The organism is Streptomyces sp. NPDC048496 (genome assembly GCF_043200055.1).
Lineage (GTDB): Bacteria > Actinomycetota > Actinomycetes > Streptomycetales > Streptomycetaceae > Streptomyces.
Window position 1 is genome coordinate 44,235 of the sequence record NZ_JBICXB010000019.1, and the last position, 26,702, is coordinate 70,936.

Annotated in this window: 25 protein-coding genes and 2 pseudogenes; 13 read left to right on the forward strand and 14 right to left on the reverse strand. The window is 69.4% G+C overall.

Annotated features, from left to right (window positions below; translation table 11 throughout):
- Positions 1 to 9: 9 nt before the first annotated feature.
- Positions 10 to 474, reverse strand: a complete 465-nt coding sequence (locus ACGFSA_RS18905) for a nuclear transport factor 2 family protein (RefSeq protein WP_393305565.1) — start codon at positions 472 to 474, stop codon at positions 10 to 12.
- A gap of 157 nt (positions 475 to 631) precedes the next feature.
- On the opposite strand from ACGFSA_RS18905, the gene sigJ reads away from it, so the two are divergent.
- From sigJ to ACGFSA_RS18925, 4 genes are all read left to right on the forward strand, one after another.
- On the forward strand, positions 632 to 1,573 hold the full coding sequence (sigJ, locus tag ACGFSA_RS18910) for an RNA polymerase sigma factor SigJ (RefSeq protein ID WP_393305567.1): 942 nt from the start codon (positions 632 to 634) through the stop codon (positions 1,571 to 1,573).
- A gap of 181 nt (positions 1,574 to 1,754) precedes the next feature.
- Positions 1,755 to 1,964 carry a hypothetical protein gene (locus ACGFSA_RS18915; protein WP_393305569.1) on the forward strand — a complete coding sequence of 70 codons (210 nt, stop codon included), beginning with the start codon at positions 1,755 to 1,757 and terminating at the stop codon, positions 1,962 to 1,964.
- A 361-nt stretch (positions 1,965 to 2,325) separates the two neighbouring features.
- Entirely contained in the window at positions 2,326 to 2,967 is a 642-nt protein-coding gene (locus ACGFSA_RS18920) for an IclR family transcriptional regulator (RefSeq protein ID WP_393305571.1), read from the forward strand.
- Between the two features lie 236 nt (positions 2,968 to 3,203).
- On the forward strand, positions 3,204 to 3,992 hold the full coding sequence (locus tag ACGFSA_RS18925) for a S16 family serine protease (RefSeq protein ID WP_393305574.1): 789 nt from the start codon (positions 3,204 to 3,206) through the stop codon (positions 3,990 to 3,992).
- On the opposite strand, the pseudogene ACGFSA_RS18930 reads toward ACGFSA_RS18925, so the two are convergent.
- The 8 genes and pseudogenes from ACGFSA_RS18930 to ACGFSA_RS18965 all read right to left on the reverse strand — a co-directional run bounded on the left by ACGFSA_RS18930 (position 3,952) and on the right by ACGFSA_RS18965 (position 10,487).
- Positions 3,952 to 5,302, reverse strand: a pseudogene (locus tag ACGFSA_RS18930) (MFS transporter). The gene ACGFSA_RS18925 and the pseudogene ACGFSA_RS18930 sit on opposite strands and share 41 nt — an antisense overlap.
- A 2-nt stretch (positions 5,303 to 5,304) precedes the next feature.
- Positions 5,305 to 5,508, reverse strand: coding sequence for a hypothetical protein (locus tag ACGFSA_RS18935; RefSeq protein WP_393305576.1), 204 nt, complete (start codon positions 5,506 to 5,508; stop codon positions 5,305 to 5,307).
- A gap of 12 nt (positions 5,509 to 5,520) precedes the next feature.
- Positions 5,521 to 6,129, reverse strand: a complete 609-nt coding sequence (locus tag ACGFSA_RS18940) for a helix-turn-helix domain-containing protein (protein WP_393305578.1) — start codon at positions 6,127 to 6,129, stop codon at positions 5,521 to 5,523.
- A 90-nt stretch (positions 6,130 to 6,219) separates the two neighbouring features.
- Positions 6,220 to 7,164: a glycine betaine ABC transporter substrate-binding protein gene (locus ACGFSA_RS18945; protein ID WP_393305667.1), complete on the reverse strand. Its 945-nt coding sequence runs from the start codon at positions 7,162 to 7,164 to the stop codon at positions 6,220 to 6,222.
- Positions 7,165 to 7,217: 53 nt separating this feature from the next.
- A complete protein-coding gene (locus tag ACGFSA_RS18950) occupies positions 7,218 to 8,090 on the reverse strand; it encodes an ABC transporter permease (protein ID WP_393305669.1) in 873 nt (290 codons plus the stop codon).
- Positions 8,091 to 8,101: 11 nt separating this feature from the next.
- Positions 8,102 to 9,358, reverse strand: a complete 1,257-nt coding sequence (locus tag ACGFSA_RS18955) for an ABC transporter ATP-binding protein (RefSeq protein WP_393305580.1) — start codon at positions 9,356 to 9,358, stop codon at positions 8,102 to 8,104.
- Positions 9,351 to 9,998 (reverse strand): ABC transporter permease, encoded by a 648-nt coding sequence (locus ACGFSA_RS18960; RefSeq protein WP_393305582.1) that lies wholly within the window; start codon positions 9,996 to 9,998, stop codon positions 9,351 to 9,353. Before ACGFSA_RS18960 ends, ACGFSA_RS18955 begins: the two co-directional genes overlap by 8 nt.
- A gap of 15 nt (positions 9,999 to 10,013) precedes the next feature.
- Complete coding sequence (locus ACGFSA_RS18965) at positions 10,014 to 10,487, reverse strand: Lrp/AsnC family transcriptional regulator (RefSeq protein WP_266985129.1); 474 nt, start codon at positions 10,485 to 10,487, stop codon at positions 10,014 to 10,016.
- 121 nt (positions 10,488 to 10,608) lie between these two features.
- Here ACGFSA_RS18965 and hppD point away from each other — a divergent pair, with 121 nt between their 5' ends.
- Positions 10,609 to 11,754: a 4-hydroxyphenylpyruvate dioxygenase gene (gene hppD, locus ACGFSA_RS18970; protein ID WP_393305584.1), complete on the forward strand. Its 1,146-nt coding sequence runs from the start codon at positions 10,609 to 10,611 to the stop codon at positions 11,752 to 11,754.
- Positions 11,755 to 11,847: 93 nt separating this feature from the next.
- On the opposite strand, the gene ACGFSA_RS18975 is transcribed toward hppD, so the two are convergent.
- Complete coding sequence (locus ACGFSA_RS18975) at positions 11,848 to 13,536, reverse strand: tetratricopeptide repeat protein (RefSeq protein ID WP_393305671.1); 1,689 nt, start codon at positions 13,534 to 13,536, stop codon at positions 11,848 to 11,850.
- Between the two features lie 97 nt (positions 13,537 to 13,633).
- On the opposite strand from ACGFSA_RS18975, the gene ACGFSA_RS18980 reads away from it, so the two are divergent.
- Entirely contained in the window at positions 13,634 to 15,001 is a 1,368-nt protein-coding gene (locus ACGFSA_RS18980) for an FAD-binding oxidoreductase (RefSeq protein WP_393305586.1), read from the forward strand.
- A gap of 4 nt (positions 15,002 to 15,005) precedes the next feature.
- Here ACGFSA_RS18980 and ACGFSA_RS18985 read toward each other — a convergent pair.
- Positions 15,006 to 15,284, reverse strand: a pseudogene (locus ACGFSA_RS18985) (SsgA family sporulation/cell division regulator); the annotation flags it as partial.
- A 211-nt stretch (positions 15,285 to 15,495) separates the two neighbouring features.
- Here ACGFSA_RS18985 and ACGFSA_RS18990 point away from each other — a divergent pair.
- Positions 15,496 to 17,046 (forward strand): RDD family protein, encoded by a 1,551-nt coding sequence (locus ACGFSA_RS18990; RefSeq protein ID WP_393305588.1) that lies wholly within the window; start codon positions 15,496 to 15,498, stop codon positions 17,044 to 17,046.
- 134 nt (positions 17,047 to 17,180) lie between these two features.
- Positions 17,181 to 17,849, forward strand: a complete 669-nt coding sequence (locus tag ACGFSA_RS18995) for an RDD family protein (RefSeq protein ID WP_393305590.1) — start codon at positions 17,181 to 17,183, stop codon at positions 17,847 to 17,849.
- Positions 17,850 to 17,897: 48 nt separating this feature from the next.
- Here the strand turns inward: ACGFSA_RS18995 and ACGFSA_RS19000 are convergent, their stop codons facing one another.
- On the reverse strand, positions 17,898 to 18,248 hold the full coding sequence (locus ACGFSA_RS19000) for a hypothetical protein (RefSeq protein ID WP_393305592.1): 351 nt from the start codon (positions 18,246 to 18,248) through the stop codon (positions 17,898 to 17,900).
- Positions 18,249 to 18,619: 371 nt separating this feature from the next.
- Between ACGFSA_RS19000 and ACGFSA_RS19005 the strand changes: the two genes are divergently transcribed.
- Positions 18,620 to 21,019, forward strand: a complete 2,400-nt coding sequence (locus ACGFSA_RS19005; protein ID WP_393305594.1) for an immune inhibitor A domain-containing protein — start codon at positions 18,620 to 18,622, stop codon at positions 21,017 to 21,019.
- 124 nt (positions 21,020 to 21,143) lie between these two features.
- Positions 21,144 to 21,476: a hypothetical protein gene (locus ACGFSA_RS19010; RefSeq protein ID WP_393305596.1), complete on the forward strand. Its 333-nt coding sequence runs from the start codon at positions 21,144 to 21,146 to the stop codon at positions 21,474 to 21,476.
- Between the two features lie 163 nt (positions 21,477 to 21,639).
- Here ACGFSA_RS19010 and ACGFSA_RS19015 read toward each other — a convergent pair whose 3' ends face one another.
- Both ACGFSA_RS19015 and ACGFSA_RS19020 read right to left on the reverse strand, forming a co-directional pair.
- Positions 21,640 to 22,224, reverse strand: a complete 585-nt coding sequence (locus ACGFSA_RS19015; protein WP_393305598.1) for an isochorismatase family protein — start codon at positions 22,222 to 22,224, stop codon at positions 21,640 to 21,642.
- A gap of 149 nt (positions 22,225 to 22,373) precedes the next feature.
- A complete protein-coding gene (locus ACGFSA_RS19020; RefSeq protein WP_393305600.1) occupies positions 22,374 to 23,702 on the reverse strand; it encodes a nicotinate phosphoribosyltransferase in 1,329 nt (442 codons plus the stop codon).
- Between the two features lie 85 nt (positions 23,703 to 23,787).
- Between ACGFSA_RS19020 and clpS the strand changes: the two genes are divergently transcribed.
- The 3 genes from clpS to ACGFSA_RS19035 all read left to right on the forward strand — a co-directional run bounded on the left by clpS (position 23,788) and on the right by ACGFSA_RS19035 (position 26,684).
- On the forward strand, positions 23,788 to 24,093 hold the full coding sequence (gene clpS / locus ACGFSA_RS19025; RefSeq protein ID WP_018555894.1) for an ATP-dependent Clp protease adapter ClpS: 306 nt from the start codon (positions 23,788 to 23,790) through the stop codon (positions 24,091 to 24,093).
- Between the two features lie 42 nt (positions 24,094 to 24,135).
- A complete protein-coding gene (locus ACGFSA_RS19030) occupies positions 24,136 to 24,717 on the forward strand; it encodes a DUF2017 domain-containing protein (protein WP_393305603.1) in 582 nt (193 codons plus the stop codon).
- 524 nt (positions 24,718 to 25,241) lie between these two features.
- On the forward strand, positions 25,242 to 26,684 hold the full coding sequence (locus ACGFSA_RS19035; protein WP_393305605.1) for an amino acid permease: 1,443 nt from the start codon (positions 25,242 to 25,244) through the stop codon (positions 26,682 to 26,684).
- The last annotated feature ends 18 nt before the right edge of the window (positions 26,685 to 26,702 follow it).

The window sequence follows — 26,702 nt, forward strand, 5'->3', positions numbered from 1 at the left end:
CCGGAACGGTCACGACTCGCGGACGGACCCGCGCGCCGGGTGGGATGCCGAGCCCGCCAGCGGGGAGGTGTCGAGGTACCTGACCTCGTAGAGGCGTTCGGTGAACTTCCAGCCGTCCCGGGTGCGCCGGTAGCGGTCGTGGTACAGGGAGTAGTTCAGGTGTGAACTGCCGTCGCGCATGCGCCCGAACTCCGCGACGTAGGCACGGCCGACCGCGGTGTCGCCCTCGATCCGGATCGTGCCCGGGTGCACGGTCTGCACGAAGCACTCCCAGTGATCCTGGAGCCGCTCGATCGCGGCGCGGATCTTTGCCCGGCCGACGAACTCGACGGGGATGTGGGGCATCCGCCACGCGCCGTCGTGGGTGAACAGCGACGCGAAGCGGTCGTAGTCGTGCATCATCCCCGCGTCGGTGAACTCGCCGCGCAACGCCTCGATCCCGACGCGATCCGTAAGGGCCTGAAGGTCGGTCATGGCGTCAAGGGCCTTCCTGTTCGATGACTGGTGTTCGTCTCAGCAGTACGACGAGACGACCGCCCGGAATGTGAGGTCGACGTACCACCTCACATTCCGAGGGGGTGGCTCGTCGTACTGGTGTGAGCAGATGCGACCAAGGAGAGCCGGTAACACCATGAACACCTTGTCCGAGCCGGAAGTCGGGGGGCTCGATCCTGGCCTGAGCGCGATCATGAGCGAGCGGCATCAACTGATCGGCGTGGCGTACCGGCTCCTCGGTTCGCTGGCCGATGCCGAGGACGTCGTACAGGAGACCTACGCGCGCTGGTACGCGATGTCCCGGCAGCAGCAGGAAGCCATCAACCGTCCCGGTGCCTGGCTGACGAAGGTCGCCAGTCGCATCTGCCTCGACCTGCTCGGCTCGGCACGGGCCAGGCGCGAGCGCTACGTGGGCGAATGGATCCCCGAGCCGCTGCCCGGACGTTCGGAGTGGATCAACGAGAGGCCGGGCGACACCACGGTCGACCCGGCCGAGAGGGTCACCCTCGACGAGTCGGTCCACATGGCCTTCCTCGTCGTCCTCGACTCGATGACCCCGGCCGAGCGCGTCGCGTTCATCCTGCACGATGTCTTCCGCTACTCCTTCGCCGAAGTGGCCGAGGTCGTCGGCCGCAGTCCGGCCGCATGCCGCCAGCTGGCCTCCTCGGCCCGCCGACGCATCCGTGCGTCGCAGGCTCCCGAGGCTACGGCCGCTCGGCGTGCCGGCATCGTCCGGGACTTCAAGCGGGCTTGGGAAGCCAAGGACATCGACGCGCTCATCGGCCTGCTCGACCCCGACGCCAGCGCGATCGGCGATGGCGGCGGCCTCGTCAGCGCCGAGTTGCGCCCCGTCGAAGGCGGCGGGCAGATCGCGCGCTACCTGGTCGATCTCGTCGGCAGGGCCCCCGACCTGACGATCCTGGAGCGCACGGTCAACGCTCAGGCCGGTCTGGCGGTGCAGCAGGACGGCGTCACCGTGGCGGTGTTCGCGTTCGGCGTCACAGGCGACCGGATCGCGCACATCTGGGCAGTCCGGAACCCCGAGAAGCTCCGCCCCTGGACGGCGCAGACGGCATAGTCGCCGATCCGGCCGGCGCGGATCGTCACCAGCTCCGCAACGCGGGCGGGGAGGCGCGAACCAGCCACCACCCCGCCGGCGGCGCACCGTGTCGATCGCGGGATTACCTCTCGTGTCACAGACGGGCGGGCTGGCTCGTCCCGGGTTTCAGAGACAGGTTCTGATCAGGAAGGTGATGAACATGCGGGTGTTCTTGGCAGGGGGGACCGGTGTTCTCGGGCGGCGGCTGGTGCCGCAGCTCGTGGCCCGTGGCCATCAGGTGACGGCGACGACGACGAGCAGGGCATTCCTGTCGGCTGTGGTGAACCGGGTCTCGGTGCAGGCCGACGCCCTGGCCGAGGAGGTCGTGGACCTTGTGCCGCGCCCCGGCGGCGTCCGCCCAGAACGCTGAACGCAGCAGAAATATTCAACATTCGTTCACCGTGAGTTTGCGGTGGATCGCGTGGAGCGTCGCAAAGGTGTCGGTCGACCTGGACGCGCGTAGATGTTCCGGATCCGGCCGACGCCGCGCTGACCGGCGCTTACGTTTCTGCGGCCCAGCCGCTCTTCCGCATGCGCCCGGATTCTGGACGAGGTCTTCCGCTGAGCGGACTGGCTCGCTACTGTCCCCGAAAAGTGAACGCCCCGTGGCAGCGCCGCCGCGGAGCACAGCCGGTGCCTTGGCCGCCGGCGGCCTCTCCGTGCGTCGCCGCTGGGACCGGCGACGCAACCTCCGCGAGGGTGCCGCCACTCACCGAAGAGGAGAGGGCGTCGTGACCGCGGAGACCTCCCAGACACTCGACCGGGGACTGCGCGTCCTCAAGCTGCTCGCCGACACCGACCACGGGCTGACCGTCACCGAGTTGTCCAACAAACTCGGCGTCAACCGCACCGTCGTCTACCGGCTGCTGGCCACACTGGAGCAACACGCCCTGGTGCGCCGCGACTTGGGCGGCAGGGCCAGGGTGGGGCTCGGCGTGCTGCGCCTGGGCCGCCAGGTGCATCCGCTGGTACGGGAGGCTGCGCTGCCCGCGCTGCGGTCCCTGGCCGAGGACATCGGAGCCACCGCCCACCTGACGCTGGTCGACGGCAGCGATGCGCTGGCGGTTGCCGTCGTCGAACCGACCTGGACCGACTATCACGTGGCCTACCGGGCCGGCTTCCGTCATCCGCTCGACAAGGGCGCCGCGGGCCGGGCGATCCTGGCCGCACGGGCGAAGCCGATGTCCGAGCCCGCGTTCACGCTCACGCACGGCGAGCTGGAAGCGGGCGCGAGCGGCGCGGCGGCGGCCCTGATCGGGGTCACGGGAGTGGAGGGCAGCGTGGGCGTGGTGATGCTGGCGGACGCGGTACCGGAACGGGTCGGCCCGCGAGTCGTCGACGCGGCGCGCGAGGTCGCGGACGCGTTGCGGTAGTACCGGGGTCGTCCGGTGGCCGCTTTGTCCTCCGCCGCCGGACGGGCCGGATCGTGTTCGGGCGGGCTGGGTCCGTGCTCCGGGCGGACCTGCCGAACCCGTCCGGAGCCCGAGGACGAACCCGTCCGGAGCCCGAGGACGAACCGGCCCGGCGAGCGGACTATCGGCCGGGCGGACGGGTTCGCCCCTCTCCGGACCGGCCGGGCGGATGAACCCGGCCAGGTTAGATTGGGTGAGTGCTCACTCGTCTCTCGCGCCCCCGCGCCCTCGCCCTGTGCGCCCTGCCCGTCGCCGCCCTCTTCGGCGTCGCCGCCTTCGCGCCGCTGCCGTTCACCGTGGCGCAGCCGGGCACGACCGCGAACGTACTCGGGGACGTCAGAGGCACGCCCGTGATCAGCATCAAGGGCACGCCGACCCGCCCCACCAGTGGTCAACTGCGGATGACGACCATCATCGCGACCGGGCCGACCGCCGACGTCGGCATCGGTGACGTGATCGACGGCTGGTTCCGGACCGACCGGGCGATCCTGCCCCGCGGCTCGGTCTACCCGACCGGCGGCTCCGAGAAGGAGATCGAGAAGCACAACCTCGAGGACATGAAGAAGTCGCAGAACTCCGCCGTGGACGCGGCCCTGCGGTACCTCGGCAAGGCGCCCGGATCGGTGGACGTGACCCTGCACCTCGCCGATGTGGGCGGGCCCAGTGCCGGTCTCTTCTTCGCGCTCGGCATCGTCGACAAGCTCGACGGCAACGGTTCCGGCGGGGACCTCACCGGTGGCCGCGCCGTTGCCGGCACGGGCACGATCGAGGCGGACGGTACGGTCGGCGCGGTCGGTGGCGTGTCGCTCAAGACCCAGGCCGCCCGGCGCGACGGCGCCACTGTCTTCCTCGTACCGAAAGCCGAGTGCAAGGAGGCGGGCGCCGAACTCCCCAAGGGGCTCAAGCTGATCCCGGTCACCACACTGAAGAGCGCGGTGTCCTCGCTCACGGCCCTGGACAAGGGGGCCAAGGTTCCGAGCTGCTGACGCAGGGCGAGCCGGACACGCCCTGGGGACTGCTAGAAGCGGGCGGCGTCGGTCTTTGCCTCCGCACGCTCCTCCGCGGACGGCCGGTCGTCCATCGTGCGCCATACCGGGAAGATCATCGGGCTCACTGTCGCCAGCGTGTAGACCGCGCCCAGCGCCAGGAGCGCACCGTCCGCCCCGATGCTCTCCACGAGCAGCCCCGCGAGCAGCCCGCCCACCGGCATCGCCAGCTCGCAGCCCGCGGTGAGCGCTCCGGATACCCGGCTGCGCAGCTGCTGCGGTACGCGTTCGTACGTCATCGTCGTCAGGATCGGGTTCAGGACCCCGCCCGCGAGGCCGCCCAGCAGCATCGTCACCGCGAGCGGCAGCGTCGTGTCCGTCAGCGCGGCAACCACGAACCTCGGTCCGCCGCACAGCACCACGCACACCGTGAACACCGCACGCCGCGAGAACCGGTGTCCCACCGCCCCGTACACCAGCGCGCCCGTGAGCCCGCCGGCCCCGAACAGTGCGGTGAGCAGACCGAGTTGGGGTGCGCCGCCCAGTTCGCGCTCGGCGTGCACCGGGAGCAGTACGGCGTTCCAGCCCTGATCGGTGCCGTTCATGAAGAGCACCATCACCACGACGGCCAGCAGTAGCCGGTTGGAGAACAAGTAGGCGTATCCCTCGCGCAGTTCGTGGCTGTACGTGCGCAGTGAGACCGGTGCCGCCGCCTTTCGCGGCTCGGCCGCCCGTACCCCTCGTACGCCTGCCGCGATGAGCAGCGCGGACGCGCCGAAGGTCGCCGCGTCCAGCAGCAGCACGGTCTCCGCGCCGACGAGCGCGATCAGTACCCCGGCCAGTGCCGCGCCGGTCATCCTGGCGCCGCGCGAGGTGGCGTCGAAGAGGCTGGCGGCGCGGGTGACCGTGGTCCCGGCGTGTTCGGCGAGGTCCGGCAGTAGGACGTAGCGTGCGGTGTTGCCGGGGGTGTGGACGAGTCCGTTCAGTGCCATCAGGGCGCAGAGCATCCAGAATTCGAGCGCCCCGGCGTAGTGGAGCAGCGGAATGGTGGCGATGGCGAGTGCGCAGACGGTGTCGGAGGCGACGGAGATCCGGCGCCGTCCGATCCGGTCGATGACGGGCCCGCCGATGACCGCGGAGATGATGATCGGCAGTGTGGCGCAGAAGGCGACGACACCGGCCCGGCCGGCGCTGCCCGTGGTCTGCAGGACGAACCACGGGACCCCGATCAGGGTGAGCGAAGTGCCTGCGGTGGATATGCAGTTGGCCGCGAGAAGCGCGGCGAGCGGCTTGCGGTTCCCCCCGTCCATGGCTAAACCGCGCGAGGTGAGGACGTGGAGAGGGCGTGCCGGTCCGGCAGGACCCGCAGGCCCAGCTCGATCAGTCCCCAGCCCAGCTGCGTACGCAGGGTCCGGTGCGGTGCCCGGGCCGTACGCGTCAGGCGGAACCCGTCGGCCTGCCGACGCAGTTCGGTGCTGTGAAGGCGCTGCAGCGTCAGGTGCGTGTCGGGGTGCATGGTGAAGTCCTCTCAGTCGGTGGGGCGCGGGAACATGTGCAGATGGGTGCGGACGACGGCCGAACCCTCGGTGCCTTCGGGGACCCGGTCCCGGTAGCTTTCGATCAGGTCGTGGATCTTCTCGCCCAGCTCCAGTGAGAGCTCCGGGGTGAGCCGCATCTTGAAGTCGCTGGTGTCCGAGCTGCGCAGCCACTCCTCGGGCCATTCGTGCATGGTGCCGAGCCAGGTGTTGAGCTCCTGGGTGTGCGTGGTGGCGATCTCGTGCAGGACGACTCCGATGGCGCCGCGCACCTCCGGGTCGGGGTCGCGGAGGAAGTCCGCACTGCGGTCGAATGCGGTGCCCATGTGCACGGCCCGCCACCACCGTTCGCGTCCCTTGCCGAGCGTCGGGTCGTCCTCGACGAAGCCGTGCGCGGCCAGTTGCCGCAGGTGGTAGCTGGTGGCGCCGCTGGACTCGCCGAGCCGGTCGCCGAGCTTCGACGCGGTCGCGGGGCCGAACTCCCGGAGGGCGCCGAGCAGGCGGATCCGGAGGGGGTGGGCCAGCACGCGCAGGGTGCGGACGTCGACGCGGTGGATGTTCGGGTCGAGCGGCTTCTCGCCGTCGGCTTCGTTCGGTGCCATGTCTCGACTGTAGACTTGCAAAGGAGCCTTTGCAACGCTTCTTTGCAACATTTTCTTTGTAACTCCGGGGGCGTCGGCCCCGGTTGCCCGCTACCCGTTCTTGATGAACCCCTCCGCGATCAGCCAGTCCTTCGCCACCTTGTGCGGGTCCTCCCCGTCCACATCCACCTTCGCGTTCAACTGCTGCGCGACCTCGGTCGTCAGTCGCCTGCTGACCGGGTCCAACAGCCCGGCGATCTCCGGGTACTTGTCGAAGGTCGCGGTGTGGATGACGGGCGCGGCGTTGTAGTTGGGGAAGAAATGCTTGTCGTCCACGAGGACGTCGAGGTCCATCGCCTTGATCCGGCCGTCCGTGGTGTACACCTCACCCAGCAGGCAGGAGTTGGACTTCGAGATCTGGGTGTAGATGATCCCGGCGTCCATCTTCCTGATGTTGGCGGCCGGGATCGACATCCCGTAGGCCTTCTCCATCCCAGGCAGCCCGTCGTCGCGCGAGGCGAACTCGTTCTCCACGCAGAGCGTCACCGCCGCCGGGTCCATCTTCGACAGCGCGGCGACATCGGAGAGCGTCTTCAGGTGGTGCTCCGCGTTGTTCTTCTTGCTGATGGCCAGCGCGTAGGTGTTGTCGAGGGTGGACTTCGGCAGCCAGGTCACCCCGTTCTTCCGGTCCTCGTCCCGGACCGCCTCCCACTGCTTCAGCGGGCTGGCGATCGGTTTCGCATGGCCGAGGTACGTGATCCAGGCGGTGCCCGTGTACTCGTACATTGCGTCGGCGCTGCCCTTGATGATGGCCTCGCGCGCGCTGATCGAACCCGGCAGGTTGGTCCGGTCGAGGACCTCGGCACCGGCGGCCTTGAACACCAGGCCGATCATCTGGCCGAGGACGATGTTCTCGCTGAAGTTCTTCGAGGTGACGGTCAGCGAGGCACCGTCCAGTGGTTTCCCCCGGCCGACCGAGCCCGGCACCACGTCGTCCACCATCGGCGAACCGCTCTTCAGCCCGCACCCGGCGGGCGCCACCCCGAGCAGCACCAGGGTCCCGAGGAGACCGGCCGCCCTGAGCCCCCGTGCCGCCCCCTTCCCCGCGCTCACGCCCCCACCTCCAGACCGCGCGGCGTCAACGCCACCTCGACCAGGGAGGCCAGCCAGTCCACCAGCAGCGCCAGCACCACCGTCAGCACGGAACCGAGCACCAGCACCGGCATCCGCTGCGTCTGGATACCCGACGTGATCAGGTCCCCCAACCCGCCGCCGCCGACGAACGTCGCCAGCGTCGCCGTGCCGACATTGAGGACCAGCGCCGTCCGTGCCCCCGCCAGGATCAGCGGGACGGCGAGCGGCAGTTCGACTTTTGTGAGCGTCCCCATCGCCGACATGCCGATGCCGCGCGAGGCCTCGACCAGATTCGGCTCGATCGCCCTGAGACCGGCCACGGTGTTGGAGAACACCGGCAGCACCGCGTAGATCACCATGCCGATGATCGCGGTCGACGGGCCGATGCCCAGCCAGATCACCAGCAGGGCCAGCAGGCCGATCGCCGGGGTTGCCTGGCCGACGTTGGCGAGGGCCGTGACCAGCGGGGCGCCCCGGCGCAGCCTGCGCCGGGTCAGCGCGATCCCGAGCGGAATGGCGATGATCAGCACCCAGAAGGTGGAGATCGCGGTCAGCTTGACGTGCTGCCACCAGCGCAGCCGCACATTGCCGCCGGCCAGCGCGTTCTTCGCGATCGAGTCGAGGTGGACGTTGGTGATCCACAGATAGGTGAGGGCGAGGACGACCGCCAGGGCGGCCGGCATCAGCACCAGCTTGCGCCAGGTGATCCGGCGCCGCGGCGCGGCGGGCGGCGGCGCGGGTTCCTCCTCCTCGTCGCGGAAGACGTCCTGGACGTCGTGCTCGCCCGGCAGCCGGGACGACGACGGGCGTTCCCCGGGCCCCGGAGGCACCGACCGGTGGGGATCCATGTCAGGGGGATTCATGCGCCCGCACCTCCCTCCAGCTCCTGCTCGGTCTGATGGGTACGCAGCTCCTCCAGATCGTGCTGGTGCTCGATGGCGGTGAGCCGGTCGGCCTCCAGGAGCTCATGTACGGAGTTCATCAGGGTCTCCATGTCGACGACCCCGATGAACTCGCCGCGCCGACCCGTCGCCGCGACCCGTCCGCCGCTGTCGAGCAGTACGGCCTCCAGCGCGTCGTGCAGTGTGGCGTCCAGGGTCACCGTGTCGTGGACCAGCTGCCCGGCGCGCGCCAGCGAGCCCCGGGCCCGCATCAGGTCGCCGCGTCGCAGCCACTTGTACGGGCGGTTCCTGCGGTCCAGCATCAGGAGCTCGTTGTGCGGGCCGCTGCGCAGCTTGTTGAAGATCGACTGGAGCGGGTCGTCGACCGTCACCGTGGGGAACTCGGCGATCCCCACATCCCGTACGCGGGTCAGATTGAGCCGCTTCAGCGCCGCGCCCGCGCCGACGAATCCGGAGACGAAATCGTCCGCCGGGTTGGTGAGGATCGCCTCCGGGGTGTCGAACTGCGCGATGTGCGATCGCTCCCGCAGCACGGCGATCCGGTCGCCCAGCTTGATCGCCTCGTCGAAGTCGTGGGTGACGAACACGATCGTCTTGTGCAGCTCGTGCTGCAGCCGGATCAGTTCGTCCTGGAGGTGGTCGCGGGTGATCGGGTCGACGGCGCCGAACGGCTCGTCCATCAGCAGCACCGGCGGATCGGCAGCCAGCGCCCGCGCCACGCCCACCCGCTGCTGCTGACCGCCGGACAGCTGCCGCGGATAGCGCCCGTGGAACTCCCTCGGGTCGAGGCCGACCAGATCGAGCATCTCCTCGACCCGGTCCTTCACCCTCGACTTCGACCAGCCGACCATCTTCGGTACGAGGGCGATGTTCTCGGCGACCGTCATGTGCGGGAACAGCCCGGACGACTGGATCGCGTACCCGACCTTGCGGCGCAGCTTCACCGGGTCGATGCCGGTGACATCCTCGTCGTTGATCCTGATCCGGCCGGACGTCGGCTCGATCAGCCGGTTGATCATCTTCAGGGTGGTGGACTTCCCGCAGCCGGACGGCCCGACGAAGATCACCGTCTCACCGGCCTTGATGTCCATCGAGACGTTGTCCACGGCCGGGCTCGGATTGCCCGGGTAGAGCTTGGTCAGGTCCTCCAGCTGGATGGTGGCACCGGAGGTGGCGGTGGGCGTCTTGGCTGCCCCGGTGTCGGTCTCAGGCACGGATCCCCCTGGGAATGGTCAGCCGCCCGAGCAGGACGTACGCGGCGTCGAAGAGCAGAGCGAGGATGACGATGCCGAGCGTGCCGGCGAGGACCTGATTGAGCGCGTTGGCGCTGCCCAGTGAGGCGATGCCGCGGAAGATCTCGTTGCCGAGTCCGGGACCGGAGGCATACGCGGCAATGGCGGCGATCCCCATCAGCATCTGCGTGGAGACCCGGATGCCGGTGAGGATCGGCGGCCAGGCGAGCGGCAGCTCGACCCTGCAGAGCCGGGCGATCCGTGACATCCCGATGCCCTTCGCCGCGTCGACGAGGGACGGGTCCACGCCGCGCAGCCCGACGATGGAGTTGCGGACGATCGGCAGGAGCCCGTACATCGTCAGAGTGATCACGGTGGGCGGGACGCCGAGCCCCACCAGCGGGATCAGCAGACCGATCGCGGCGAGGGACGGGATGGTGAGGATGATGGCCGTGGTGGTGATGGCCAGCGAACCGCCCCAGCTGCTGCGGTAGGTGACGACCCCGATCAGGATGCCGAGCACGGTGGCGATGACCATGCACTGGAACACAGCGCTGACGTGCTGGTACGCGTCGGTGAGCAGCTGCTGGTGCTGATTGCCCAGATACTCCCAGAAGCTCACACGCCACTCCTCGGCTCAGTCGCTGTCCTCCGCGGCCTGCTCGACGAGCGGGATGATGCGCAGAGGCACCGGGTTCTCCATGACGATCGCGGTGGAGGCCCGGACAATGCCATCAAAACCGACAACCCGGTCGATCACCCGCTGAAGGTCGGCGTTGGACCGGGCGACGAGCCGGCACAGCATGTCGCCGTGCCCGGTGGTGGTGTGCAGCTCCAGAACTTCTGGGACACCGTCCAAATGGGCCCGTACATCGGCGCCTTGGCCCTGCTTGATCTCCAGGGTGGCGAAGGCGGTGACGGGGTAGCCGAGGGCCGCCGGATCGACATCGGGGCCGAATCCGCGGATGACTCCATTCGACTGAAGCCGGTCGAGGCGCGCCTGCGCGGTGCCGCGGGCCACCCCGAGCCGGCGCGACGCCTCCAGCACCCCGATCCGGGGCTCGCGCGCAAGCAGCACGATGAGCCGCCCGTCCAGATGATCGATCGCCATACGGGTCCCCCCATGGTCACCATGTACAGATAGTCCGCCCATCCAAGCAAACCTGTGTACAGACTGCTCAGCGAGAACGCGAACTATTGCGCACCTTGCGATGCGGGGAGAGCCTTCCCCTATGACTGAGACGCTGCACAACACCCCTGACACCGCCCGGCAGGCCGACCCCTTCCCGGTCAAGGGAATGGACGCGGTCGTCTTCGCCGTGGGCAATGCCAAGCAGGCCGCGCACTACTACTCGACCGCCTTCGGCATGAAGCTCGTCGCCTACTCCGGACCGGAGAACGGCAGCCGCGAGACCGCCAGTTACGTGCTGACCAACGGTTCGGCACGCTTTGTCCTCACCTCCGTCATCAAGGCATCCACCGACCACGGCCGCTTCCTGGCCGACCATGTCGCCGAGCACGGCGACGGCGTGGTCGACCTGGCCATCGAGGTCCCGGACGCACGGGCGGCATACGCGTACGCCGTCGAGCACGGCGCCCTGGGCCTCACCGAGCCGCACGAGGTCAAGGACGAGCACGGCACGGTGGTGCTCGCCGCGATCGCCACGTACGGCCAGACCCGCCACACCCTCGTCGAGCGCTCCGGCTACGACGGCCCGTACCTCCCCGGCTTCGTGGCCGTGGCCCCGATCGTCGAACCGCCCGCCAAGCGCACCTTCCAGGCCATCGACCACTGCGTCGGCAATGTGGAACTGGGCCGGATGAACGAGTGGGTCGGCTTCTACAACAAGGTCATGGGCTTCACCAACATGAAGGAGTTCGTGGGCGACGACATCGCCACCGAGTACTCCGCCCTCATGTCGAAGGTCGTCGCCGACGGCACCCTGAAGGTGAAGTTCCCGATCAACGAACCGGCGATCGCGAAGAAGAAGTCGCAGATCGACGAGTACCTGGAGTTCTACGGCGGCGCGGGCGTCCAGCACATCGCCCTCGCCACCAACGACATCGTCGCGTCGGTCCGCACGATGCGCGCGGCCGGCATCCAGTTCCTGGACACCCCCGACTCGTACTACGACACCCTCGGCGAATGGGCGGGCGAGACCCGCGTACCGGTCGAGACGCTGCGCGAGCTGAAGATCCTCGTCGACCGCGACGAGGACGGATACCTGCTGCAGATCTTCACCAAGCCGGTCCAGGACCGCCCGACGGTCTTCTTCGAGATGATCGAACGCCACGGCTCGATGGGCTTCGGCAAGGGCAACTTCAAGGCCCTGTTCGAGGCGATCGAGCGCGAGCAGGAGAAGCGCGGCAACCTCTGAGCAGGTGGCTCCCACGTGAAGGCGGGGTCTCCGACGGATCCGGAGGCCCCGCCCCTCGTGCTCCCCGCCACGTCCGTCTCCGCCGCGCCCCCGTCAGCTGCTGCCCGGCGCGTGCGAGGGCGGGAGTGCGGGAGCGTCCGTGGTCGTCGTTCCGGCCGGTGCCGCCGCCAGGGTGCCCTGCTGCGCGGACGGTTCCGGGGACTGCTGAGGGAGTTCCGGGGGAGGCGTCGGTTCGGGTGCCGGGGTCACCTCCTGCGGGTCACCCGCCGGGGTCCGGCCCAGCTGGTCCAGGGCCTCCTGGGCGGGTGGGGCGTCCAGAGGGCTGAAGTGGGGGTTCGTGCGCAGCGCCTCCTCCAGGTGGCGGCGGGCCGGGCCGTGGTTCCCCAGCCTCTGTTCGATCATGCCCAGGTGGTACGCGTACAGGGCCGTCCCACCGCCCGTGTCCGCCGCCTGCTGCGCGTATGCCAGCGCGCTCTGCGAGTCGCCCGATCTGTACAGCGCCCAGCCCAGCGCGTCCGCCACTGCCGCGCTGTGGTGCTGTCGGCCCCACTCCGCCCGCAGCAGCTCCACCGCCCGCGACGCATCACCGTGGTCGGCCTCGAAGCGGCCGAGGAGGAGGGACTCGTCGACCCCCTGGCCGCTCTCCTGGGTCAGGGTTCCGCGGAGCTTCGTGTACTGGCCCCGGGAGTCGTCGTCCAGCCCCAGCGACTCGTACAACTCACCGAGTTCCAGCATGTATGCGGGGCTCGGGAGCCGGGACAGCGCCGCCCGGTAGTCGCGCTGAGCCTCGTCCGTACGGCCCAGGGCCGCCAGCGCCCGCGCCCGGCCCGCGAGCGACGGAGAGTGGGCGCGGTCCGTCCGCAGGGCCGCGCTGTACTGCGCCACCGCCTCCTCGGACTCGCCCCGCTCCCAGGCCAGTTCGCCCAGCCGGAACAGGCAGTCCGTCTTCTCGGCTGGGGTGGCGGCCCGGTTCGCCGCATCCTGCGCGACCGCCAGGGCGTCCTCGCGCCGGCCCTCGTTCCGGTACATCTGCGCCGTCCACGAGAGCGCCGGCACGCCCGAGCGGAGCGCCGTGAACTTCTCCACCGCCCGGCCCGCCGCCGTGTACTGGCCGAGCCCGTTGTACGCGTCGATCAGGACCGGGTACGCCGTCCAGTCCTTCGGCCGCCGGGCCCGTACCGTCTCGCCCCACTTCTTCGCCGTGACGAAGTCGTGCCGCGCGTTGGCGAGCGCCGCCAGCCCCACCCAGGCCGCCGTGTTCCCCCGGTCGCCCGGCTGTGCGTCCAGCGAGCGCCTCAGCGCCTGCTCCGCCCGTCCGTAGTACGCCACGTCCGCGGAACGCCGCCCCCACTCCACGTACGCCGATCCGAGCACCGCCCACGACCGCGCGTCGGACGGATGCGTGCCCACCCAGCTCTGCCGGTCCCCGATCAGCGCCGTCAGATCGGCGAGGGAGACGGGGGCGCCCGCGTTCGTCGCCGTCAGGGCGCGCATGACCGGTCCCGGCACGGGCGGCGGCGCGGCTTCCTTCTCCTCGTCCGGTACGGACACGACCGCACCCGTGACCAGCACGGCAGCCGCCACCGCACCGACCGCGGCCCGGCGCAGCGTCGTGTGCAACGAGACCGGCGGGAGTTCGGCCGGCGCCGCGGGGTCCGGGGTGGGCGGCGGTTCGGAGCCGGGGAGCGACGACGTCTGCGGTGGGCGGTCGTACGGATCGGATGAAGGGGGCGCGTGATCCGACTGGGGGGACTCCGGAGGCTGCTGCGGCATGACATCCATGTCGATCACTCTGCGTCAGTATGAAGATCGCACCGTGTTGTGCGTACGCTGCCGCAGACGGGTTCACACCATTGGCCCCGGGTGTCACGCTTGGATCATGGACGATCTTCTCGAACGACTGCGCGCGGGCCTTCCCGCCGAGGCCCTGATCACCGATCCGGACGTCACGGCCTCGTACGCCCGCGACATGGCGAGCTTCTGTGACGCGGGCGCTCCGGCCGTGGTGGTGCTGCCGCGCACGGTCGAGCAGGTTCAGCACGTCATGCGCACGGCGACCGCGCTGCGTGTGCCGGTCGTCCCGCAGGGTGCCCGTACCGGCCTGTCGGGCGCGGCCAACGCCTCCGACGGCTGCATCGTGCTGTCCCTGGTCAAGATGGACCGGATCCTGGAGATCAACCCGGTCGACCGGATCGCCGTCGTCGAACCGGGCGTCATCAACGCCGTGCTGTCCCGCGCGGTCAACGAACACGGCCTGTACTACCCGCCGGACCCGTCCAGCTGGGAAATGTGCACCATCGGCGGCAACATCGGCACCGCGTCCGGCGGGCTCTGCTGCGTGAAGTACGGCGTCACCGCCGAGTACGTACTCGGCCTCGAGGTCGTCCTCGCCGACGGGCGCCTCCTGACGACCGGCCGCCGGACAGCGAAGGGCGTCGCCGGATACGACCTCACCCGGCTCTTCGTCGGCTCGGAGGGCAGCCTCGGCATCGTCGTCCGCGCCGTGCTCGCCCTGAAGCCGCAGCCGCCGCAGCAGCTCGTTCTCGCCGCCGAATTCCCGTCCGCGACAGCCGCCTGCGACGCCGTCTGCCGGATCATGGAGCGTGGCCATACTCCGTCACTCCTCGAACTGATGGACCGTACAACGGTCCAAGCCGTCAACACGATGGCCCACATGGGTCTCCCCGACTCCACCGAAGCGCTGCTCCTCGCCGCCTTCGACACCCCGGACCCCACCGCCGACCTCGCCGCCGTCGCCGCACTCTGCACCACCGCCGGTGCCACCGAAGTGGTCCCCGCGGCCGACGCCGCCGAGTCCGAACTCCTCCTCCAGGCCCGACGGATGTCGCTGACCGCCCTGGAGACCGTCAAGCCGGCCACGATGATCGACGACGTGTGCGTGCCGCGCTCCAGGCTCGGCGCCATGATCGAGGGGACGGCGGCCATCGCGCAGAAGTACGACCTCACCATCGGCGTCTGCGCCCACGCGGGCGACGGCAACACCCATCCCGTCGTCTGCTTCGACCACACCGACGCCGACGAGTCGCGCCGGGCCCGCGAATCCTTCGACGAGATCATGGCGCTGGGCCTCGAACTCGGCGGCACCATCACCGGCGAACACGGCGTCGGCGTCCTGAAAAAGGAATGGCTGGCCCGCGAACTGGGCGAGGTGAGCGTCGAGATGCACCGGGGCATCAAGGCGGCGTTCGACCCGCTGGGGCTGCTCAATCCCGGCAAGGTCTTCTGACGCCGCCGACGGGCGAGCTCAGCGCCACGCAGAGGACGTCGCGCCGCTCGATCGTGGCCGGCCGGATCCGGACGTCCCCGTGCCCGCAGGGCCGGAACACGCCCTCGACCAGCAGATCGCGGGCGAACGTCCAGTGCACGGGGAAGTCGGAGCCGATGTGAAAGACGACGTGCACGGCGTACGGATCCTCCGTGCGGTATGTCAGCCGGGCCGGGACGCGGATGCTCCGCTCCGGCGACAGGACCAGCTCGAGTTCCAGGTCGCGTTCCACAACGGTGTGCATGAGTGCGTCCTTTCGGTGCCGGTGGACCGGTCCCCTGACCGGCCCGCACCTGGAGAGAGCACCTTCCCCGCCACCTATGACGCGACTTCCGGAAAGAACTTCACCCTGACCGGAAAGTGCTCCAAACGCCGGGACCGGCCCGGGGGTACGCGGCTGTCTGATAGATGTGGTCCGTTGACTTGAGGCTTCGAAGAGATACGGGACCACGGTGATGAGCGCCCCAACCCCGGCACCCGGTGACGACAGGCCCCGCGAGGGGTATTACCCCGACCCGTCCATTCCCGGATATGTCCGGTACTGGAACGGCACTTCGTGGGTTCCCGGTACGAGCCGTCCCGCGCCCCAGCAGGGCGAACCGACGGCCGCGACGCCCTCCGAGGGGGCAACGCCCGAACCGCAGCCGCAGCCTTCGGCACCGATGCCCGCCCAGGCATCCGGCCCGACCTACGCGCCGGTGGACGAAACCGGTCCGGTCTTCCTCGACGAGGAGCCGAACGACAGCAACCGACCCGAACCCTCGTCCGCCTGGCAGGCCGACGCCTCCCGGCAGACCGGCTTCGGTGGGGAACGCGACCGGCGGGTGTCCTGGGGTGGCACAGGCGGTACGGGGCAGCCGGGCGGGGCCGGAGCAGCGGGCCAGGTCCCTGCGGACCGCGGGGCCCCCGCCGACCGGGCCCCCGCGGACCCACGCCTGCCCGCGCCGCAGGACCCCACGGGCGGTGCGCTGCCGGGCATGCGGGGCGGCAACAGCCAGGCCCCCGAGCGAACGGTCGCGATCCGGGCCGACCGCCCGGCCGAGCCCGGAGGCGGCAGCGGTGAGGCGGGGCGTCCGCCTGCCGACGGTACGGCCACGATCCGCCCCGTGGGACAGGGGGGCCGGTCGCCCCGTCCCCGCAACGCAAAACAGGAACCGGCCGACGGGACGATGTCGATCCGCGCGGTTCCCCCCGGCACCGGCGCCCCGCTGCCCTCCGCAGCGGCCCTCGCGCCGGCCCCGGTGCCCGCACTCGCGCCCGCCCCGGCCAATCCGCTCACCCCGGGCCCCGGCGGCGCCGCCGCCTCCTGGGCGCAGCAGGCCCACCAGCCGGACGCGCCCCAGCAGGCCGCCCACCCGCAGCCCCAGCCCCCGCAACAGCGGCAATTCGGGCCCAAGCAGTCCCAGCAGGCCGTGCCGCCCCAGCAGCGTGTCGGTGCGCAGGCGGCTCAGCCGGACGGCCCTGTCGTGCCCTGGAAGCCCCCGGTCGACGACCACTTCCAGCAGCTCGCACAGGCGCGGGCGGCCGCTCGCCCCGCCGGGCTCGGCAAGCGGTTCGCCGCCCGGCTCGTCGACACGGTCGTGCTGGGCGCGCTCGTCGGCGCGATCGGGTTCCCGCTCGTCTCGCGGGCGATGGACCACATCGGCGACAAGATCGACGCGGCGAAGCTGTCCGGCCGGACGGTCACCGTCTGGCTGGTGGACTCCACCACGGCCGGGCTGTTCGGCGGGGTGCTCGGTGCGTTCCTGGTGCTCGGCGTGCTGTTGGAGGTCCTGCCGACCGCGAAGTGGGGCCGTACGCTCGGCAAGAAGCTCTGCGGTCTGGAGGTACGGGACATCGAGTCCCACGGGGCGCCCTCCTTCGGTGCCGCGCTCCGCCGCTGGCTGGTCTACGGCGTGCTCGGTCTGCTGGTCATCGGCGTGGTCAATGTCCTGTGGTGCCTGTTCGACCGCCCGTGGCGGCAGTGCTGGCACGACAAGGCGGCACACACCTTCGTGGCGGGCTGACGACGAGCACGACGACGCCGCGCGGGCGACCCGCGCGGCTGACGGCTCACCGGGTGAGCGGCTGCTCCGTGCCGCGTTCCCCCGAACGCACCTGAGCCGTTGCGGGCACCCGCGGGCCGGGGTGCACTGCCCCCATGAGCAACGATCAGCCGACGTCCGGCCAGCCTCCCGAGGACGACCCGTTCCTCAAGAAGCCGCAGGGGCCTCAGCCGCCGTCGTCGGGTTCGCCCTACGACAGCGCTCCGCCTCCGCCGCCGCCGTACGAGCCCGGTCCCTACGGCGGTGGCCCGTACGGCGGCCCGGACCCGCTGGCGGGCATGCCGCCGCTCGGCGAGCCCGGCAAGCGGATCCTGGCCCGGCTGATCGATTTCCTGATCATCTCGATCCCGCTGTATCTGATCTCGCTGCCGTTCGGCGGCCCGGTCGAGGTGTCGCCGAACAACACCAATGGCAACTACGACAACTTCAGTAACGCCTTCAACCAGACCTACAGCGGCCGTCAGCTGCTCTGGTCGCTGATCGGGCTCGTGGCCTACGTGGCGTACGACACGTACTTCACGCACAAGGACGGCCGCACCGTCGGCAAGCGGCTGCTGAATCTGCGGGTCGCGATGCTCAATGACGGCCGTGTGCCGGACACCGGTGCCGCGTTCCTGCGGGCCGTGGTGCTGTGGCTGCCGGCGCTGCTGTGCTGCCCGTGCCTGTGGTGGCTGATCAACATCGTGCTGATGTTCACGGACAAGCCGTACCGCCAGGGGCTGCAGGACAAGGCGGCCAAGACGGTGGTGGTCTCGACCGCCTAGCCGACGTCCGCCTAGGTCCGCCCGAGAAGCGTGCCGCCGGTTGCCAGGTCAGCGGCGCAGGGAATGCTCACCCACGCGCTCGGCGGTGCGGGCGGCCGGGATCCTGGCCGGCTGGACGTCGTCGAGCTCGATGTCCTCGGCTGCGCCGACGGTGGAGACGGCGCCGTGGTTCGTACGAACCGCGGTCGCCGTCTTTGCCGTTTTCGCCGCGTTCCCTGTTTTCATCCGCAGCGGCAGGGGTACGGTGACGGCCACCAGCAGACCGAGCGCCAGTGCCGCCGTGCCGATGACGGCGATGCCGACGCCCGAACTCGTGCGGGACAGCAGGAGCATGGCGAGCGTCGAGAAGACGACGGTGACCGATCCGTAGGAGAGCTGTGCAGCAGTGGGACGCGGCATGGCAGTATCCGTCCTCGGGGCATCGGAAGGGGCAGTCTCTCAACGCGGTCGCACTGTCAAGCGACTCTACGACGGTGGATGCCCTGGAGGAACCGGTAGTAAGCGTGACCTAACCCACGGTGCCGGTGCATGGGGGGCGCACTGAGTCATCCAGTGCGTCAAAGGGGGGCATTGGCGCGCCGGTCGCCCGTTCGGTGAACGTCCGCATAACGGAACTGCACTCCCGCATAATGCACTTGGCCTGTTCAAGTCAAGATCTGTCTTTTCTCGTGTAACTCCGGTCGAATGACGTCACTTGTGACGCGTATCCGCGCGCGGCCTCCTCATCACTCCCGGGCCGCAGCCGCGAGCGCCGGGGAGGACTGCATCAAGTGACCACTAAGAGAAGGACGCTCCGCGCCGCGGCGGTTGTCGTGGCCATGGCCGCCACCGCTGCCACGGCGTCGACCTTCGCCACCGCACAGGCCGATGACAAGGCGTCAGGCGCCGCCGCATCCAGCATCGACCGCCGCGACCCGGGGTCGGCCGAGGGTAACGCGCACAACCTGAAGGGCCCCTTCAGCGAGCAGCAGGACGCACAGCGTCAGGCCGCCCTGGAGCAGGTCGTGTCCGGCGACAAGAAGGTGTCGAACCGCGACGGCTCCAAGGTCGTCAAGCTCGGCGACAAGAAGTACGTCGAGCTCGGCCGCGAGAAGACGGACAAGATCTTCACGATCCTGGTGGAGTTCGGCGACAAGGTCGACGACACGACCATGTTCGACCCGGACGGCGACGGCCCCGAGCCGCCCGTCAAGAAGTACGGCGGCACGCCCGGACCGCTGCACAACAAGATAGCCAAGCCGGACCCGGCGAAGGACAACAGCACCGCCTGGCAGGCCGACTACAACCAGGCGCACTTCCAGGACCTCTACTTCGGTACGGGCGCCGGCAAGAACTCGCTGAAGACGTACTACGAGAAGACGTCCTCCGGACGCTACTCGGTCGACGGCAATGTCTCGGACTGGGTCAAGGTCCCGTACAACGAGGCCCGTTACGGTTCCAACTACTGCGGCTCGACCAACTGCGCCAACGTCTGGGACATGGTCCGCGACGGAGTGAACACCTGGGCCGCCGACCAGAAGGCCAAGGGCCGTACCACGGACCAGATCAAGGCCGATCTGGCGCAGTACGACCAGTGGGACCGTTACGACTACGACAACGACGGCAACTTCAACGAGCCCGACGGCTACATCGACCACTTCCAGATCGTCCACGCCGGTGAGGACGAGTCCGCCGGCGGCGGCGTCGAGGGTTCGAACGCCATCTGGGCCCACCGCTGGTACGCGTACGGCACCAACGCCGGTGCGACCGGCCCGGCCTACAACAAGGCCGGCGGCACCCAGATCGGTGACACCGGCATCTGGGTCGGCGACTACACCGCGCAGCCCGAGAACGGCGGCCTGGGTGTCTTCGCCCACGAGTACGGCCACGACCTCGGTCTGCCGGACCTCTACGACACCACCAACCGCGCCGAGAACTCCGTCGGTTTCTGGTCCCTGATGTCGGCCGGCTCCTGGCTCGGCACCGGTAAGAACGCCATCGGTGACCTGCCCGGCGACATGACCGCCTGGGACAAGCTGCAGCTGGGCTGGCTCGACTACGCCTCGGCCAAGGCCGCGACGAACTCGGTCCACAAGCTGGGTGTCTCGGAGTACAACACCAAGGACAAGCAGGCGCTCCTCGTCTCGCTGCCCGACAAGCCGGTCACCACCGCTGTCACGAAGCCCGCGGAGGGCTCCAAGCAGTGGTGGAGCGACATGGGCGACAACCTGAACAACACCCTCACCCGTTCGGTCGACCTGACCGGCAAGTCCAAGGCGTCCCTGGACCTCGCGGGCTTCTGGGACATCGAGAAGGACTACGACTTCCTCTACACCGAGGTGTCCACGAACGGTGGCACCAGCTGGACCGCGATCGACGGCACCGCCGACGGCAAGGCGCTCCCGCGCGACGCCAGTGACAAGCCGGCCCTGACCGACGTCTCCGGCACGTACCGGAAGCTCTCCTACCCGCTGGACGCCTACGCGGGCAAGAAGATCGACATCCGCTTCCGTTACGCCACTGACGGCGGCGCGGGCGGTGTCGGCTTCGCGGCCGACACCATCTCGATCACCGCCGACGGCGCCGTGATCTTCTCGGACAACGCCGAGGGCGACGACAACGGCTGGACCGCCAAGGGCTTCTCCCGCGTCGGTGAGTCGTTCACCAAGGACTACCCGCAGTACTACATCGCGGAGAACCGCCAGTACGTCTCGTACGACCAGACCCTCAAGGTCGGCCCGTACAACTTCGGCTTCTCCGCGACCCGTCCGGACTGGGTCGAGCACTACCCGTACCAGAACGGTCTGATGATCTGGCTCTGGGACCAGTCCCAGAAGGACAACAACGTCTCCACCCACCCGGGCAAGGGCCTGATCCTGCCGATCGACGCGCACGCCAAGCCGCTGAAGTGGGCTGACGGCACCGTCATCCGCAACAAGATCCAGCCCTTCGACGCGCCGTTCAGCTGGCAGCCGACCGACGGCTTCACGCTGCACAAGGCCGACGTGGCGGTCAAGATCAAGTCCCAGCCGGGCGTCCCGGTCTTCGACGACCACGAGGGCACCTACTGGTACGCGGAGAACAAGACCGGAAGCGTGAAGGTCGCTGACACCAACACCCGGATCACGATCGTCAGCGAGCCGCTCAGCGGCTCGACGGTCACGGTCAAGGTTGGCGCCTCGCACAAGTAATTCCGCATCACCGCAGGTCAAAGCATGATCGGCCGACGCCCTCTAGCGGGCGGCGGCCGATCGTGTTTAGGTGCCTCTTATTCGGATTCTTATTGACGCGATGTCTCACGGGGGAGTGTGGAGCATGGCAGGCGGAGGATTCAGCACGTTGCCGAACGGCAGTGTGGTGGTCGCGATCACCCTGAACGGCCCGGCGGACGGGACGGGCCCGGGAACCCCGGTCCGGGTCCTGGTGCACGCGGCGAACCGGGCCCGCGCACTGACGCGCCTGCGCAATGTGGGCCTCCGGGCGGTCTACCTCCGCGGCAACGCGGAACCGCCCACGCCGGACGAGATCACGGCGGTGCTGCACCACCCGGACGGCCTGCTCTGGCGAGCGAGACCGGCGAACGCGCAGGAACTCTGGCACCCCATCCGGGCACTCCTGCGCCCACCGGTACCGGTCCACCAGTCCTGAGGGCGCCTGCGTCCCGCCCTGCCACGTCGAGCGGTCCGGTGCCCCAGAACAAGACCCGGGCCGCAAACCGGCCCGCACATCGAGCGCCACGCCGGCAAGGACAAGCCCGTCCGGCGATCGAGGACAACGCGGCCGCCGGACGGCCCCGGCAACCGCCCCCGCCCTACACCACCGGCTTGCCGGAGAGCTCAACCCCGGCCTCCCGGAGCTCCTCCAGCGCCCGCCCCGTGCTCGCGGCGGCGACCCCCGCGGTCAGGTCCAGCAGCACATGCGTCGCGAACCCTTCCCGGACCGAGTCCAGCGCCGTCGCCCGCACGCAGTGATCCGTGGCGATACCGACGACGTCGACCTCGGTGACCCTCCGGTCCCGCAGCCACTGCGCGAGCCCCACCCCGTTCTCGTCGACCCCCTCGAAGCCGCTGTACGCCGCCGCGTACGCCCCCTTGTCGAACACCGCATCGATCGCGCCGGAAGCGACCGCCGGGGCGAAATTGGGGTGGAAGCCCACCCCCTCCGTGCCGGCGACACAGTGCGCGGGCCAGGAGTGCTCGAAGTCGGGCTGTGCGGAGAAGTGGTTGCCCGGGTCGACATGGTGGTCACGGGTGGCGACCACATGGCGGTATCCGGCCTGGGCCTCACCGATCAGGTCGGTGATGGCGGCGGCGACATCCGCGCCCCCCGTCACCGCGAGGCTGCCGCCCTCGCAGAAGTCGTTCTGAACGTCCACGACGATCAACGCGCGGTGCATGGCGGGTGTCCTTCGTTGGGGAAGAGAAGCGGGGGAGGAGAGCGGAACGGTGAAGTTCGGGGGCTGCAATTCGAGCCTAGAGACAAAGACCGCCTTGCGGGAGAGGGCGTATCGCTGCTAACAGCGACCGTCGCCTTCCCCCAGTACGTTCACACGAACTCCGTCGGAATCACCGGCTCCCCCTTGGACAGCTGGATCGCCGACATCGGCAGCCCCCGCCGCGCCGCCATATGCCGCTCCCGCGCCGTGTCCAGCGACTCGCGCGCGATCACCTCACCACCCCTGACCAGCTCGGCCAGCAGCTGTCGGTCGGCCAGCCCGTCGGGCACCGGACCGGTGCCGACCACCTCGGCCTCGGCCACTCCGTTCTCGTCCAGTCGCCGCGCGGCCCACTTGCGACCGCCCATCGAGGACTTCGCCCCCAGCGACTTCTTCGCAACCGGCCGCAGCGGTTCCGCGGGATCGGCGGAGCTCGCCCGGGCAACCAGCTTGTAGACCATGGAGCAGGTCGGCTGCCCGCTGCCGGTGACCAGCTGCGTGCCCACGCCGTACGCGTCGACCGGTGCCACGGCCAGCGACGCGATCGCGTACTCGTCCAGGTCCGACGTCACCACGATCTTCGTCTCGGTGGCGCCCAGCTCGTCCAGCTGCTGCCGCACCCGGTGCGCGAGGAGCAGCAGGTCCCCGGAGTCGATCCGGACGGCCCCCAGCTCGGTCCCGGCGAACTCGACCGCCGTACGGACCGCCTCGGCGACGTCGTACGTGTCGACCAGCAGCGTCGTCTTCCGGCCCAGCGAGTCGACCTGCGCCCGGAACGCGTCGCGCTCGTTGTCGTGCAGCAGCGTGAACGCGTGCGCGCTCGTCCCGACCGTCGGGATGTGGTAGCGGAACCCGGCCGCCAGATCGGATGTCGCGTCGAAGCCGCCGATGTACGCGGCCCGCGCCGACGCCACCGCGGACAGTTCATGGGTGCGTCGTGCACCCATCTCGATCAGCCTGCGCCCGCCCGCCGCCGCCGACATCCGGGACGCCGCCGCGGCGACCGCCGAGTCGTGATTGAGGATCGACAGGATCACCGTCTCCAGCAGCACGCATTCGGCGAAGGAGCCCTCGACCCGCAGGATCGGCGAGCCCGGGAAGTACACCTCGCCCTCCGGGTAGCCCCAGATGTCGCCGCTGAAGCGGTAGTCCGCCAGCCAGGCGAGCGTCGGCCCGTCGACGATGTTCCGGTCGCGCAGGAAGGTGAGCATCTCGTCGTCGAAGCGGAAGTTCTCCACTGCGTCCAGGACGCGTCCGATGCCCGCGACGACGCCGTAGCGCCGCCCCTCGGGCAGTCGGCGGGTGAACGCCTCGAAGACCGAGTGCCGGTCGGCGGTGCCCGCCTTCAGTGCCGCCTGCACCATCGTGAGCTCGTACTGGTCGGTGAAGAGCGCTGTCGACGGCACACCGACCCGTCGCCCAAGGTCCGCAGAGTTCATGGCCCGGATGCTACCCCTATTTCGTCAGAGTGACGAGATCTAACCGTTTGTGCGATGCCCCCTCCCGGGTGGCAGCATGGGGTAGGTGAGTGTCGCCCCTGTAGAGATCGAGCGCCCCGAATCGGCCGAGGAGAACCTTGTCGTCCCCGAGCCCGACGTGCCCTGGGTGACCCTGGTCCACAACGACCCGGTCAACCTCATGAGCTACGTGACCTATGTCTTCCAGGCCTACTTCGGCTACTCCAAGGACAAGGCCCACAAGCTGATGCTCGACGTCCACCAGAAGGGCCGCGCCGTCGTCTCCAGCGGCAGCCGCGAGGAGATGGAGCGCGACGTCCAGGCCATGCACGGTTACGGGCTCTGGGCCACCCTGACGCAGGACCGCAACTAGCCTCCACCTCTGCCCCGCCCGACCCACCATCGGAGATAACCCATGGCCGGCCACTTCGAGGCCACCCCCGGCGGCGGCGCGGCCGTCGCGCTCGACGAGGTGGAGATCGCGATCCTGCGCTCTCTCGCCGTCCAACTGCTGGAACTGATCGGACCCGGCGACGAACCGGCCGACGGTGCGGACCCGCTCGCCGCCCTGTTCGCCGAAGGGCCCAGCGAGCCGCCGACCGACCCGGCCCTGGCCCGCCTCTTCCCGGAGGCGTACGGCGACGAGGACAGCGAACTGCGCGCCGCGTCCGCCGAGTTCCGCCGCTTCACCGAGAACGACCTGCGCACCCGCAAGCGCGACGACGCGCTCGCCGTCGTACGCACCCTCGACGCGCTCCCGTCCGGCGAGCAAGGCGCCGTCCTCACGCTCAGCGCCGACGAATGCCGCAACTGGCTCGGCGCCCTCAACGACCTCCGCCTCACCATCGGCACCCGCCTGGAGGTCTCCGACGAGGACGAGGGCGGTGAGGGCTCGCTCTACCGGCTGCCCGACAGCGACCCGCGCAAGCCGATGGTCATGGCCTACCTCTGGCTGGGCGCGCTCCAGGAGACGCTCGTCGAGACCCTGATGCCGTAGCGGCCGTCCGGCGGATCAAGGCCGGGGCCGCGACGCCTGGCACGTCCCCACGTGCTCGGCTTCGCTCGAACGGGGGAGGCCCCACGCCCGGCGTTGCCGAAACGCCCGTACGGCTCCGCTGTGCGCATGCTCCGGCGTCCCAGGGCCACCCCGTGGCGATGCACCGCACCGGACGCCGCGACTCACCCGCCTTTCCTTGATCGGGTTTTACCTCCCCTCGGGGCCGGGTCGGAGTGTTCGATCAACAGGCACTCAAATCCACATAACGATCCCATCACCTGAATGGCCTTTTTTGCGGCGATTAGAGGCCCTTGTCCGCTTTTTCCTATGGTGTGCACCACACGATGTCCAATGGGCCACCGGTGACTCCGTGATAAATCTTCACGACCACCCGGGGACGCCATCCCTGTTCCCGGGGGCGCTACCACCGGCGGACCGCCGGTCGCACTCCATCCATATCCGGGGGGATCAGGACCTGATCCGCAGCCGTCAGGCGCGGATCAGCGTGGAGAAAGGCGCAACACATGACATCGGCGCAGGTCGACAAGGGACAGGGCGGCTCGCAGCAGGCCGCGGAAGCCGCAGATGCCACCACCTCGGGCGAGGGCTATCACCGCGCCCTCGGCGCCCGCCAGATCCAGATGATCGCGATCGGCGGGGCCATCGGAACCGGCCTCTTCCTCGGCGCGGGCAAAGCCATCGCCAAGGCGGGACCCAGCCTCATCCTGGCCTATGCCATCGCAGGCCTGGTGATCTTCTTCATCATGCGGGCCCTGGGCGAACTCCTCATGTACCGCCCGGTCTCGGGCTCATTCTCGGAATACGCCCGCGAATTCGTCGGCCCCTTCGCAGGCTTTGTCACCGGCTGGACCTACTGGCTGTTCTGGGTCGTCACCGGAATCACCGAAGTCACCGCGGCAGCCCAGTACATGACGTTCTGGTTCGACATTCCCCCATGGGTGTCCGCACTGATCTTCACGATCATCCTGTACGGCGTGAACCTGATCTCCGTGAAGCTCTTCGGGGAACTCGAATTCTGGTTCTCGATGGTCAAGGTCACCGCCATCGTCGGCATGATCCTCATCTGCGCCGGAATTCTCACCCTCGGCTTCTCCGACGCCGGCGACACCGCGTCCGTCACCCACCTGTGGGCCGACGGCGGCTTCTTCCCGCACGGCATCAAGGGCACCTTGATGACCCTGCAGATCGTGATGTTCGCCTTCCTCGCCGTCGAACTCGTCGGCGTCACCGCAGGTGAGTCCAAGGACCCGAAGACCGTCCTGCCCAAGGCCATCAACACCGTGCCGTGGCGCATCGCCGTCTTCTACGTCGGCGCCCTCATCATGATCCTCGCCGTCGTCCCGTGGACGGAATTCCAGCCCGGCATCTCGCCGTTCGTCGCCGCCTTCCAGAAGATGGGTCTGGGCATCGGCGCGGGCATCGTCAACTTCGTCGTCCTGACCGCGGCCCTCTCCTCCTGCAACTCCGGCATGTACTCCACCGGCCGCATGCTGCGCGACCTCGCTCTCAACGGACAGGGCCCGACGTTCTTCACCCGGCTGACCAGGAGCGGCACCCCGCTCATCGGCACCACCTTCTCCGCCGCCCTCATGCTCGTCGGCGTCTGGATCAACTACCAGTGGCCCGGGGAGGCCTTCACCTACGTCGTCTCCTTCGCCACCATCTCCGGCATGTGGGCCTGGATCATGATCCTCGTCTGCCAGATCCGCTACCGCCGCCTGGCCGACCGCGGAGTGCTCCCGCAGTCCGCCTTCCGAGCCCCCGGCGCCCCGTACACCAGCGTCTTCGCCCTCGCCTTCATCGGCATGGTGATCGTGATGATGGGCATCGACAAGGACGCCAGGATCTCGCTGTACTGCGCCCCGCTCTGGGCCCTGATCCTCGGCATCTCGTACCTGGTCCTCAAGGCCCGTAACCCCCAGAGCACGGCCTTCGCCAAGCGCTGACCCGACCCGGCCGTCCGG